Source organism: Pseudomonas sp. S09G 359 (assembly GCF_002843605.1).
GTDB lineage: Bacteria > Pseudomonadota > Gammaproteobacteria > Pseudomonadales > Pseudomonadaceae > Aquipseudomonas.
Map to the genome: position 1 here is coordinate 2,493,906 of NZ_CP025263.1, position 14,214 is coordinate 2,508,119.

2 protein-coding genes are annotated in these 14,214 nt (G+C 64.6%); one reads left to right on the forward strand and one right to left on the reverse strand.

Annotation, left to right across the window (positions count from 1 at the left end; translation table 11 throughout):
* Window positions 1-93: 93 nt before the first annotated feature.
* On the forward strand, window positions 94-12,351 hold the full coding sequence (locus CXQ82_RS11440; RefSeq protein ID WP_101268919.1) for a filamentous hemagglutinin family protein: 12,258 nt from the start codon (window positions 94-96) through the stop codon (window positions 12,349-12,351).
* 261 nt (window positions 12,352-12,612) lie between these two features.
* On the opposite strand, the gene CXQ82_RS11445 is transcribed toward CXQ82_RS11440, so the two are convergent.
* Entirely contained in the window at window positions 12,613-14,172 is a 1,560-nt protein-coding gene (locus CXQ82_RS11445) for a hypothetical protein (protein WP_101268921.1), read from the reverse strand.
* Window positions 14,173-14,214: the final 42 nt, after the last annotated feature.

A 14,214-nucleotide genomic window follows, 5' to 3' on the forward strand; every position in this document is an offset into this window, starting at 1 on the left:
GACAGAAGTTCAGTCCCGCCCCTCGCCAGCCGCCTAACCCTCATACGTGAGCTTGTCTTGCCTCTGGCGAATAACAAAGAAGGAAGATTCCCGATGGTCCGCTGCAAATCACCGGTTAACCTGAAAGCCCAAGAGCCTGTCCTGCGCCTCAAGCCTTTGGCCCAGGCCATTGCGTTGTTGATGGTGGCGGGCAACGCCCACGCGGCCACGGCGTTCAGTTCCAGCTGGTTTGCCGACAAAGGCGCGACCCAGGCGGCGACGGCAGCGCGGATCAGTGCCGGGCAGGTGCCGGGGATTCCGACGTTGAACCAGCAGGCGAAGGTCAACCAGCAGTTGGCGCGTTCCATCAGCACCTTGAACACCAGCGTGGCGGCGATTGCCGCGCAGCAGGCGGCGCAGGCCGCTGGGCGCCAGGCCGCGTTCGGCCAGGTCTCGACGATCCCCGATGGCTTGGGCAAGGGCGGCCTGCAGGTCGATAACAGCCTGACCCAGGGCTGGACCAACGCCAAGGGCCCGGTGCAGACCCAGGCAGGCGGCAAGACCACGGTGACCATCGAGCAAACCGCCGACAAGGCAATCCTCAATTGGGAGACCTTCAACGTCGGGCGCAATACCAGCGTGGATTTCCAGCAGCAGTCGAGCTGGGCCGTGCTTAACCGCGTCAACGACCCTGATGCGCGCCCCAGCGAGATCCAGGGCCAGATCAACGGCGCCGGTACGGTGATGATCATGAACCGCAACGGCGTGGTGTTCAGCGGCACCAGCCAGGTCAACGTGCGTAACCTGGTGGCAGCGGCGGCAAACATCACCGACGAGCAGTTCACCCAGCGTGGCATTTACGTGGACGCTACCGGCACCCAGCCGACCTTCACCGATGCGGCGGGCAAGGTCGAGGTGCAGCGTGGCGCAGTGATCCAGACCCACAACCCAGCCACCTCCACCGACGCCGGCGGCTATGCCTTGCTGCTGGGCTCGGAAGTGGAAAACGCCGGCACCATCAATACCGCCAAGGGCCAGACCACCCTGGCCGCCGGTGACAGCTTTTACATCCGCAAGGGCGTCGGCACTACCGGCAATGACCGCTCCACCACGCGCGGCAATGAAGTGGCCACCAGCCTCAAGGCCGGCAGCACCGCAGGCAAGGTCAGCAACACGGGCCTGATCATGGCCGCCACCGGTGACATCACCCTGACCGGGCACCAGGTGCAGCAAAACGGCGTGGCCCTGGCCAGCACCTCGGTGGACACCCGTGGCACCATCCACTTGCTCAACGCCGCCACGGACACCACCGGCAGCGTGACCCTGGGCGAGGGCAGCACCACCGCGATCCTGCTCGACAGCAGTGGCAGCACTGCGCTCAACGGCCAGAAAGACAACGGCCTGATCAAGCTTGACGGTACGCCCGCCAACCTGATCACCGGCCAGTTCAACAACCTCAGCGCCGTGGCCGACCGCACCGATCAATCACGCATCGAAATCGTCAGCGGCGGCACTGTGGACTTCCAGAAAGGCTCGATCACCCTCGCCACGGGCGGCCAGGTGGCGGTCAGCGCGGCCGGTCGCAGCCTGGTGCGCGACGGGGCGATGATCGACGTGTCGGGCGCCGTCGGCGTCAAGGTGTCGATGGAATCCAATAACATCAAGATCAACGTGCAGGGCAATGAGCAGCGCGATGCGCCGGTCAACCGTGACGATGGGCAGTTGATCAACAACGATGTGTGGGTCGACCTGCGTGATCTGGTGTTCGTGCCCGCCGGCACCAACGGCTACGCCACGGACCGCTGGTACACCGCCGGCGGTTTGCTCGAAGTCGGCGGCTACCTCGGCACCCAGGGCCACTCGGTGGGCGAGTGGATGGCCCAGGGCGGCACCGTGACTTTTACCGGTAAGGACGTGGTGACCCAGACCGGCGCGCAGATCAACCTGTCGGGCGGCACCGTGGATGTGCAGGCCGGTTATATCCAGCAGACCTGGCTCAAGGGCCCGGATGGGCGGCTGTACGAGCTGTCCAACGCGCCGGGCGACATCCTCTATTCCGGGATCTACAAAGGCTATGAAGACACCAGCGTGCGCTGGGGCCAGACCGAGTACTACTACAACCCGATGATCGCCAAGCAGCGCCGTTACGAGAGCGGTTACACAGTGGGCCGCGATGCCGGCAAGCTGGTGATCGGCACCACCAGCGCGGTGCTCGAGGGCCAGGTGATCAGTGACGTGTTCCAGGGCGACCGCCAGACCCAGGCGCCGAATATCAACCTCGACGGTTACCAGCAGTCGCAGAAGGCTATGGCCCAGCGCGCGCAGTTGATCATTGGCGGCTACACACCGGTGTACAACAAGACCACCGGCACGCTGCGTTATGCCTTGGGCGCGAACGCGGACGAGGTGTTGATCGAAGGCAGCACGCAGAAAATCGCCGATGGCCTGGACCTCACCACCGCATTGCCGGCGGATCGCCAGGGCAAGATGGTGCTCGACAGCGACCAGCTCAATGGCTACCAACTGGGCGCGATCAAGGTCGCTGGCAAGCAGCAGGTTACCGTCAACGGTGCGCTCAAGGTGGGCGATGGCGGCGATATCACCCTGTTCGGGCGTGGCGTTGCGATCAACGCCAACCTCACGGCCCACGGCGGCAGTATCAATGCGGGCAATATCCTCAGCCAGGTCGACCCGCTTAAAGCGGGTGCCGTGGGTGACACGATCCTCAACGGCGGCGGCACCGTAAACGTCGCCGCCGGGGTCACGCTGGACACCAGCGGGCGCTGGAGCAACCTGCTGCTGGCGCCGACCGACAACAGCGGTGTGGCCTTTGTGAACGGCGGCAAAGTGTCGTTGCGCAGCACGGGCAATGTGAACCTGGTCGCCGGCAGCGTGGTGGACACATCCTCCGGCGGCACCCTCGGCCTGGATGGCAAGCTCAACGGCGGCAAGGGCGGCGATGTGACCTTGGCGTCTCTGAGCACCCTGGGGTTGGACGGCGAGATTCGCGGTTATGGCGTCAGCGGTGGCGGCACCCTGGCGTTGCAGGCGCGCAAAGTGCAGATCGGCGCCAGCGCCACGGCGCCGGATGCAGGTACCGTGCAACTGGCCGGTGACTTCTTCAACAAAGGCTTCTCGGCCTATGACATCACCGGCAATGATGGGCTGCTGGTCACGGACGGCACCCAGGTCGATGTGACTACGCCGGTATATCGCGTGGGCGAACAGACATCGGCGGCCCCCACGGGCAGCGATCCGGCCACCGCCCTTGAGCGCTGGACGCCGGCGCTGTACCAGGAAGACGCGAGCAAAGGTGTGCTGACCCAGCGCCGTGGGGCCAGCCTGACCCTGACCGCCGGCAATCTGAATTCCACGGCGGCTGAACTGGCCACCACGGCCTTGAGTGTGGGGCAGGGCGCGGTGATCAGTGTCGACCCCGGCCAGGCCATCAACCTGCGCAGCGTCGGCCAATTGACCATGAACGGTACCCTCAACGCCTGGGGCGGCAGCGTCAGCCTCGGTGGCCTGACGGCAACGGGTTCGGAAGCGGCCAACGCCGCTGGCCATCGCCGTTCGATCTGGGTAGGTGAAAACGCGCTGATCGATGTGGCGTCGCGTGCGGTCACGGCGGTGAGCAACCGTGGCAATGTCTACGGCCAGGTGCGCAATGGCGGCACGATCAGCATTGGTGGCGACATCAACCTGGCCACCGGCATCGCCAAGGCCAGCGACCTGTTTGTGGTGGTGCGCGACGGCGCCCGCCTGGACGCGTCCGGCGCCCAGGCGTTGCTCGATGTGCCCGGCCAGGGCCGCGTGCCGGTGGCTAGCAACGGTGGCAGCATCAGCTTTGCCTCGAACAACGGCCTGTACCTGGACGGCAGCTTCGTTGCCCGTGCGGGTGGCGCAGGTGCGGCGGGCGGCAGCCTGGCCGTTGCCCTGGAAAGCCCGTATTACCTCAAGGCCGGTGTCAACGACAGTGTACTCAAGGTGCGAGAACTGGTACTCAGCCAGACCCATCAATCCAGCCCCACCGCCAGCCTGGAGTACGGCCATGGCCGCCTCGGCGTGGACCAGATCAGTGCCGGCGGCTTTGACAACCTGGCGCTGCTCAGCAACGGCTTGCTGAGTTTTGACGGTGACGTGTCGTTGAGCATGGGCCAGAGCCTGCGCTTGTACAGTGGCAGCTATAACCTCAGTGAAAACGCGGCGGCCAGCTCGCGGGTCAACCTGTCAGCGCCTTACCTGTTGTTGGCCGGCATCCTCGCGCCGGCAGAATCCGGCAAGGAAGCCTACACCCGCGCGGTGCCGGTGTTGCCCAATCCCTCCGCGCTGGCTACCACGGCGCAGTTCAACGCCAACGCCAATCTGATCGAGGTGCGTGGCAACGTGCTGTTTGGCAACAAGAGCTATCTATTGCGGCCCGACAACAGCCAGGCCAGCCTGGAACGGCGTGGGTTCGATGATGTGCAATTGACCAGCCAGGGTGATCTGCGCTTCCTGGCCGGCGCTGGCGCGGATGTGATTGCCCAAGGCATCAGCACGCAATTGATCACGAGCGGCGATATGACCCTGCGCGCGGCGCAGCTGTATCCGGCGACGGAGGTGGGCGCGCGGGTACTGGCGGGCTATCTGGCGGGTACTTCCAGCAATGGCACAGGCTTCAACTACGATCCAACACGCACCCTGACCCTCGCACGCATCGGGGACAGCACTGCTGCCATGCCTTACTCGGCCTTCGGTCGTCTGCAACTGGGTGGCCCGACCATCAAACAGGGCGGTGTGGTGCGTGCCCCCCTAGGGCTGATCGAGATCGGCAACCTGGGGTCTACTCGAGTGGAGTTGCTGCCGGGCAGCATCACCTCGGTGAGTGGCAAGGGGCTGGTATTGCCTTACGGCGGCACGGTGGATGGCCAAGTCTACAAGTACAACGGCAAGACGGTGACGTTCATCGGCCAGGGTGGTGGCAACACGGCTGGCAGCCTGAACGTTGGGGTGGTTCTGGGTGGCCAGTCGGTGGCGGTGCTGCCTGAGGCGACGGTGGATCTGTCCGGCGGTGGCGAACTGCTCGGTGCGGGGTTTATTTCCGGGCGCGGGGGCTCTACGGATGCGCGTTACAACCCGTTGGTACAGTTCGGGGCGAATGGAGGGTTTGTGCTGCCTGGCCTGGGCACCAACCCGATCTATGCGATTGTGCCGGGCGTGCAGCCGGGTTATGCCCCCGTGGCGCCGGAAGGCGGCGCGGTCGACCCGCTGATCGGCCAGCAGATCACCATTGGCGCCGGCGTGCCGGGCTTGGCTGCCGGCACTTACACCCTGATGCCGTCGACCTATGCGCTGATGCCAGGCGCTTTCCGGGTTGAAATCAATGGCCTGGCCGGGCTTGGCGCCGACGGTGTGACCCAGGCGTTGCGCAATGGCTCATGGGCCACGGCCGGGCGCTTGTCCATCGCCAATACCGGCATCAGCAACAGTACAGCCAGCCAGGTGATCCTCACGTCGGCGGATACATTGCGCCGCTACTCCCAATACAACGAAACCGGTTACGCGCAATTCGCCCTAGCCGATGCCGCGAGGCTGGGTGTGCCCCGCGCTCTGCTGCCAGTGGATGCCAAGACCTTGCAACTGGCCTTGCGGCCGGGCGCGGGTGCGGATGCCTTTTCGTTCCAGGGCATCGGTCGCTTCGAGGCGGCTGAGGGTGGTTACGGCGGTACCGTATCGCTGATTAACGCAGAAAGAGGCGTGTTAGGGCGCGATATCGAAATTGTCGCGCCAGGCAAAGCGGCTACCGGCGGTTTCAGAGGCATTACGCTGGATGCCGACAGCCTCAATGCAATGGGCGCCGCGCGCCTGCTGATCGGTGGAATGACCTATGTCACTTACGGCCAGGGTGGCAACTACATCAACCTCCCCAGCAGTATCACCAGTTCCATCGTCCTGCGCGAGGGTGCGAACCTGGCGGCACCGGAGGTCATGCTGCTGACCTCTACGGGCAATATAGCGGTCGAACAAGGCGCCTCGATCAACACCATCGGCCAGGGCAAGGCCAGCTACGACGCACGTGACGGGTTTATCTACAACCTGACCAATGTGCTGGCGGTGTCCAACGGTTTGCTCAACGTTGTCGCCGCACCGTCAACGGGCGGTAATGTGAGTGGGGGCATCCAGCTGGGCGCGTGCAACAGCGCACTCTGCAGTGGGCAGACGGCCCTGTATTCCGAAGGCAGCATCGTCGCCTTGACCGACAGCACACTGCAGATGGGCGATGCGGTGCGTTATGGCACCCGCCACCTGAATCTGGGGGTGTCCAGCATCAACGTCGGCAGCCCCGAAGCCCTGGCCGATGCCGCCGCCAACAATCGCCTGCCGGTGGGGATGACCCTCAGCCAGCAACTGCTGGAGCGCCTGCTGCGCGGTGATACCCAATTCGGCGCGCCGGCCCTGGAGACCCTGCAACTGTCGGCGCGCGACAGCTTCAACTTCTACGGCACCAGCACCCTGGACACCTATGACGCGGTGACCGGCAAGTCGTTGCTGAGCAACTTGATGCTGTCCACCCCGGCGATCTACGGCGCCGGCGGCGCCAATGACGTGGCGACTATCCACACCGCCAACCTGATCTGGCAGGGCGCCGTGGCGCCGCCTGTGGCAGCAGTGACCGGCGGTGCCGGCACCGGCAGTGGGCGCCTGGACATCAACGCCGAGCGTATCGAGTTCGGCTACGGCGACTTTGCCCAACCGAGCACCACCAAGACCTTTGACCGCCTGGCGCTGGGTTTTGCCAACGTCAACCTGAATGCCAGCGAGCGCATCACCGCCAACCACAAAGGCAGCCTGTCGGTGTACCAGAGCCAGGGCGCCTACGACGCGATAAAGGGCTTTGCCTACAGCGGCGGCAACCTGAATGTCCTCACGCCGCTGATGACCGGTGAAGCCGGTTCGGTGAATAAAATCACGGCCGGTGGCGCCATCGATGTGAGCGCATCGGCCGGCGCGGTGGGCAAGGTCGACGGTATCGGCGCCGAGTTGTCGTTGCAGGGCGACAGCATTCGCCTGGCCAGCGCGGTGGTGCTGCCCAGCGGTAAAGTCACCCTGGGCGCCCGTGGCGACGTGGTGCTGACCGATGCCGCCTCGATTGATGTGGCCGGTCGGGCCCTTGCCTTCAACGACCTGACTAAGTACAGCGCGGGTGGCGAGGTGTTGCTGGAAAGCCGCGCGGGCAATGTGCAACAGGCGGCTGGCTCGACCATCGACCTGTCGGCGCAATTCAACCAGGCCGGCCGGTTGCGCGCAGTGGCGGTGGACAGCGCGGCGGGGACAGTCGACCTGGCGGGCAAGATCGTTGCCGGCAGCAGCGGTTACTACGATGCTGGCGGCACCCTGGTGCCGTACCTGGCCGGTGCGGTGGAGATCCAGGCCCAGCACCTGGGTGGCAGCGGCACCCTCAACGACCAATTTGCCGCGCTGAACCAGCGCCTCAACCAGGGTCAGGTGTTCGGCGCGCGCAGCTTCCAGCTCAAGCAGGGCGACTTGACCATCGGCAGTGGCGTCAAGGCCAACAGCATCAACGTCTCGATCGACAACGGCAGCCTGCGCGTGACCGGCCTGGTGGACGCCAGCGGCGAGCGCGTCGGCAGCATCAACCTGGCCGCCAAGAACGGCCTGACCCTGGACGGCAGCGCCGTGCTCGATGCCCATGGCACGCAACTGCGCGTGGACAGCTACGGCAAGATCATCGACTCACCGAACCGCGCCACCGTAGTCCTCAGCTCGGGCCAGGGCCAGTTGACCCTGGCCGATGGCGTGCACATCGACCTGCGCCATGGCACCGACGCTGCGACCAGCGACGGGCGCCCGCGTGGCACCCTGGAACTCAACGCGCCGCGCCTGGGTGGCAATGACATCGCCATTGACGCCAGTGGGCAGTTGACGATCCAGGGCGCGCGGTCGATCGCCCTCAACGGCATGATCACTTATGACGACGCCCCGACCAAAACCGATGAAACGCCGAATGGGCGTCCCTACCAGGTGATTGATCAGGACTACCTCAAGAAGGTTGTCGATCCTGCTAACACGGCGTTCATCAACGCCGCCCGCGCGAATAACAACCTGGTGCAAAACAAGCTGGCCGGCCTGAACAACGCCACCTACGGAGATACGTTCCATCTGCGCCCTGGGGTAGAGATCATCAGCACAACCGCGGACGGCGACCTGGTGGTGCAGGGCGATCTGGACCTGTCCGGCTATCGCTACGCCAGCCTTAAATCCACCGCCTTGACCGAAGCCGGTAGCCTGACCCTGCGTGCCGGTGGCGACCTGAATATCTACGGCAGCATCAACGACGGCTTCGCGGCGCCGCTCGAGACGGACGATGACAATGGCTGGGTACTGCGCGCCGGTATCGACTACACCGGCGGCACGGTGGTGGTGCCGGGCAGTGGCGTGACGCTGGAAGCGGGCACTGTGTTTCCAGCCGGTGCGGCGCTTAATTTTGATGTGCTGACCCAGGCGCTGTTTATGCAGGCGGGCACCCGGTTTCCGGTTGCGGCAACGCTCAGCCAACCGCTGGTGCTGCCGGCCGGTACGGTATTGGCGGCCGCCGTGCGGGATGCGTCGGGCAATGTGCTGTTCGCGGCGGGCACGCTGTTGAGCCAGAGTGAAACCCTCGCCATCGGCAGCAAGCTGGATGCTGGCACCTTGCTGAGCATTTCGGCCAATATCGACGGGCTGATCTGGCCCAAAGGGGTTCCTTTGGTCAGCAACGTCACGCTGGCCGTCAGCACAGTGCTGCCCCGGGGAGCCTTGTTGCCGTCGGGTACCAACGTCAAGTTGCCGGGTGGCGTGGAGTCGGTGCAACTGCGGGTTGCCGACGCCGGTCGCCAGGGCAAGAACTGGGCGATTGCGCCGATGCTGGAGGAAGGTTCGCAGTCGTGGTCGCTGCGCCTGGTGGCCGGTGCTGATACGCAAGCGGCGGATAGTCGCCTGCTGCAGCCGCTCCCGGTGAGCGGTAATCTGCGCCTCGCCGACAGTCACTATGGGATGTTTGGAGTGCCCGGCGCGGGCGCCACAATTGTATGGAGCGAGGAGGGCGCCATCGAATGGCTTGGCGACAGCGGCATGGCGGGACAACCGATTGACTTCGATAACGAAGCGTACCCCGGCATGTGTGATGAATACCCGATGTTTTGCGTTACACAGGGGGGCGGCACAAGCTATCTGGCCGGGGGCAGTACCCGTTTCAGTGTGATACGCACGGGGGCGGCGGACCTGGAATTACTGGCGGCCGGAAACCTGAGTATGGAGTCGCTGTTCGGTGTCTACACCGCTGGCAGTTCATCCAGCGCCACCTCGGCCAATGACCCGTACAACCTCAAACGCGCCTTGGGCAGCAATAACAAGGTGCTGGGCAATGCCCAGGGCAACAATGAGCAACTGGTCAATGGCAAACCGGGCAGCCTGTATCGTGCCTGGTACCCGGATACGGGTGGCAATTTACTGCTGAAAGTGGGTGGCGACCTGACGGGTAATGTCACCAGCCCGTCACTGATTGGCGCCGGGCGCCCGGTCGCTGTCGATTTGGGTCAGGATTCGGCCAACGTCGGCAATTGGTTGTGGCGCCAGGGCGATGGTAACGCGCAAGCCACTGCCTGGTGGATCAACTTTGGCTCCTATGTCTCAAGCCTGGGTGCCGACCAGATGGTCGGCTTCACCGGCTTTGGCACCCTGGGCGGCGGCAACCTCAATGTTGATGTAGGCGGCGATGCAGGGCTTATCCGCCCAGTGTCGTCAACCCCTCAAAACGTCAGCCCCCGCAGCCAGGGCTTGGTACTCGCAGTCGGCAGCACTGGCCGGGTCGCGGCCGACGGCAGCGTACAGCTGACCGGTGGCGGCGATTTGAACCTGCGGGTCGGCGGCGCCATCAACCCAGCCAGCCAGACCTTCACCGGCCACCTCAACGGCGCACTGGTGAACCTGCGTGGGCATGTGCAGTTGACCGGTGGCGCCCTTGGCAGCCTGACCTTGCGTTACGGTAACCAGCTCAGAGACCAGAGCCCCAGCGAAGTGCGGGCCTACGATCCGTTGCGTTCCACCTCCGCCGCCGCGGCGGGTGGTTTGAGCCTGCTGCCGGGCGACGCAACCTTCAGTCTCTCCACCCGGGGCGACCTGGTGTTGCAGGACGTCGCCGACCCAGGGCGCGCGCCGCAAATGAATGCCTTGGCTTATGTCAACGGTGGGGTCAATGGGATCGGGCAAAGCTGGTTCAGCCTGTGGACCGACCACACGGCGGTGGACCTGTTCTCCGCTGGCGGCAACCTCACGCCGCTGACCGAGACCCTGGAAACCGATATGGCCGCGGTCTATCCCGCCACATTGCGGGCGGTCGCCGCCAACGGCAGCCTGTATTACGGGCGTGCCTCGAGTTTCAATACCAACTCGGTGGCACCGCTCAAAGCCTTGGTGCTGGCACCCTCGGCCAACGGGCAATTGGAGTTGCTGGCGGGCGATTCGATCTATGGCGGCGACCTGACCATCAGCCGCTCCAGCGCTACCCCGGATAGCCTGGCCTCGATCCTGCATCCGGCCTTCCTTGGTTTTCTGAGCGATCGCAACCCGGTAACGGGCAGCGGTAACCTGTCCAGCGACGGCAGCACTGCGCTTTTCGGACGATCGCCGCTGTTTGCCTTTGGCCCCAACACGGCCAGCACGGCCTGGGGTGAAAACCTGGAGCCTGCACGCTTCTATGCCTTGAGTGGTGACCTGCTGGGGGTCAACAGTGGGCGGGCGATCACCATTACGACCGCCGGTAATCCACGTTTTGGGCAAACCTACTATGAAGGCGCGGGCCCGGTATGGATGCTGGCCGGTCGCGACATTGTCAGCAGCGGTACTCCACTCAGTGGCGCTGAGGGCGGTGATTCGACCACGGGCGCCTATTCCATCACCGGCAACCTGTTCGTACACAGCAGTCTCACCGACATTTCCATCGCCAGCGCCGGCCGCGACATTCTCTACAGCAGCTTCAATGTGGCCGGCCCCGGCACCCTGGAGCTGTCGGCAGGGCGCAATATCCAGATGGAAGACAAGGTCGGGGTCAACAGCCTCGGCGCAGTTGCGGCCGGCGACAACCGCCCCGGCGCGAGCATCGTGATGCAAGCCGGCGTCGGCCCCAACGGCCCGGATTACCTGCGATTTGTCGAGGCTTACCTCGACCCCGCCAACCTGGCCCAACCGGGTGAGTCGTTGCAGGGCAGCAAGGTGGCCAAGACCTACGAAAACGAACTGGTTGGCTGGCTGGCCGAGCGCTTCGGCTTTGTCGGCAACAGCGAACAGGCGCGGGCCTACTACGCGGCGCTACCCGCCGAGCAACAACGGGTCTTCGCCCGCGACGTGTACTTTGCCGAACTCAAGGCCGCCGGCCGCGAGTACAACCAGGACGGCAGCGTGCGCCAGGGCAGTTACCTGCGCGGGCGTGACGCCATCGCGGCGTTGTTCCCGAGCACCGACGTGGCCGGCAACCCGATCACCTACAAAGGTGATATCACGATGTTCGGCGGTGCCGGCGTGCACACCAACTTCGGCGGCTCGATCCAGATGCTCACCCCGGGCGGCCGCCAGACCTTCGGCATCGAAGGCGCGGCGCCACCGTCCACGGCGGGTGTGATCACCCAGGGCGCCGGCGATATCCAGCTGTACTCCCTGGGCAGCATTTTGCTTGGCCAGAGCCGCATCATGACCACCTTCGGCGGTTCCATCATGGGCTGGACCAGCGAAGGTGACATCAACGCCGGGCGGGGCTCCAAGACCACCGTGGTGTACACGCCGCCCAAGCGTGTCTATGACAACTGGGGCAACGTGGGCTTGTCGCCGTCGGTGCCGAGCACCGGTGCGGGGATCGCCACGCTCAACCCGATCCCGGAAGTGCCGGCGGGGGATATCGACTTGATCGCACCGTTGGGCACCATCGATGCGGGCGAGGCGGGCATTCGCGTGTCGGGCAACGTCAACATCGCCGCCTTGCGCGTGGTGAACGCGGCGAATATCCAGACCCAGGGCAAGTCGTCCGGGGTGCCAGTGTCGGCCACGGTCAACACCGGCGCCATGAGTTCGGCCAGCGCGGCAGGGGCGGCGGCGTCCCAGGCGGCGGAAGACGCGGCGCGCAGCCAGCAGGCGGCGGCCAAGCAGGGCCGGCCGTCGATCATGACCGTGGAAGTGTTGAGCCTGGGTACCGAGCCGTTACCGCAAACGCCGGCGCCGCAACAGAAAACCTCGGGCTACAACCCCAACAGCCCGGTGCAGGTACTGGGTGCCGGGCCATTGAGTGAGCAGGCGCGGGCGCGGTTGACGGATGAGGAGCGCAAGCAGATCAGTTTGTAGTACTTCAGCAGGACCTCTCGATGCACCTTCGGGGCGATCAATGATCGCCCCTTTTTTGTTTGTTCTGTGGGACTGGCTTGCCAGCCCCCCTTCTGAAGGCAAACACCTCCCCTGTGGCGAGCGGGCTTGCCCGCGTTGCGCTGCGAAGCGGCCCCAGTACAAGCGCTGAGGTTTTCCTGAAAGAACCCAGCGCCTGGTTTTGGGGCTGCTTCGCAACCCAACGCGGGCAAGCCCGCTCGCCACATGGGTAAGTACCAGTTCTTAATCCTTAAGAGTTTTGAACGCCTCGATGCGTTTGATCAGGCGCGTATTTTTCGCCGAGTCGGCATTGCCGAACAGGAACGAAAAGTCCGCAGCCAGCCCGCTGGTGCCGGCAATCGCCGCGTACTGATGGCAGGCGTTGCAGTTATCGTTCTGCACGTAGGTTTCCATGGTGGTATTGGCCACCACCGCGCTCTGATCGCTGACAAACGGCCCATACGACAACGGCGTCTGCACATTCGGCCCCGGCCCTGGCTCATTCGGCGCGTTGGGGGTCTTGGACCACAGCACATTCACCAGTTTGTAGTACTGGAATACCGATTGGCCTTGGCTCTGCTGGGCGAAAGTCTGTTGCACCGCGGTGTTCAGTGCCTGCATGTCCTGGGGTGTGGCGTTGACCCGCGTGGCCTGCACCGGCTGATCCAGGGGCGTGCAGTTGGGGGGCGTGTGGCTGGCGTCGCATTGCACCCGGGCGACGTTGGGTGTGCAGGCACTGCCGGTGCAGTTCGGGTTGTTGAAGCTGTAGCCTTCGGGCGGGGTGGCGCCGCCGTCGGGCACGTTGTCGACCTGCTCGAACGTGCTCCAGATAAAGTTTGGCTGGGTCTGGGTCTTGTTGATGATATGCAGGCCCACCAGGCCCACCACTTCCTGAGTGCACGTGAGCGTGTCGGGGCGTTGCAGCCAGGCGACGGTGGTGAGGTAGCGCCCGTACAGCTGCGGTTTATTGGTGAGTACGCGCCAGGCGGCCTTGAGTTCCAGGGCGCCCAATTCCTCCTGGGGCAGCGCCTTGTCCGGCAGTTCGCGCACCAGCTTGCCGGCCGGCAGCGATAGGCCGGCGGGGTGGCGGTTGTCGCTGTTCTGCGCGACTACCAGTTGGTTGGCGGCGTCGTACAGGCCGTTATCGACGATGTAGTCGAACTCGGCCTTGCCGACCTTGCGTTCGAAAAACACCAGGTTGCCCGACTGGTCCGTCAGCCAGCCGCCGGACGCTTCCATGATCGAATCCGGCAGGGTCACCCGAGTACCGCTGGACAAGTGAAAGCGGTGCTTGCGGTTGATCGCACTCTCCGAAGTGGCGGTGATGAATTTGCGCGCGCCGCTCGAGAATGCCTTGAGGTTGCCGGTCGCCGTGCAATTGGACGGCACCAGGGTTTCTACGCCCCAGCCGGACGGCTTGGGTGCGCCGGGCAGGAAGATCTCGCTGGCGTCCTTGTAACTGGCCCACACCGGGGCGTTGCTCATCGGTTGCCCGGGCGTGGTCGGCACGCCGAATTGGGCGGCGCTGCTCTGGGTGTCCGGCTCGCCGGCGAGGCTCGGGTTGGCGGGCCACCCGGGGTTGACCGGCCAGTTCATGGCGATAAACAGCTGCCAGCCAAAACAATTCAGAAAGGCCTGCTCGGTGCCGAAATTATTCACCGGCAGGAAGCCGCCACTGGTGGGGTCGAACACCAGTTGGCTGACGCAGGTCTGGGCGTCCGAGGCGGCGCTGGCCGGTGGTGGAACCAGCAGCAGGGCGTAGGTTATCCAGCACAACACACTCAAGCGGGGCCATCTGTACATGATCGCGTTCCTTGCTCAAGGCTAGCGGGGAGGCCGCCCACG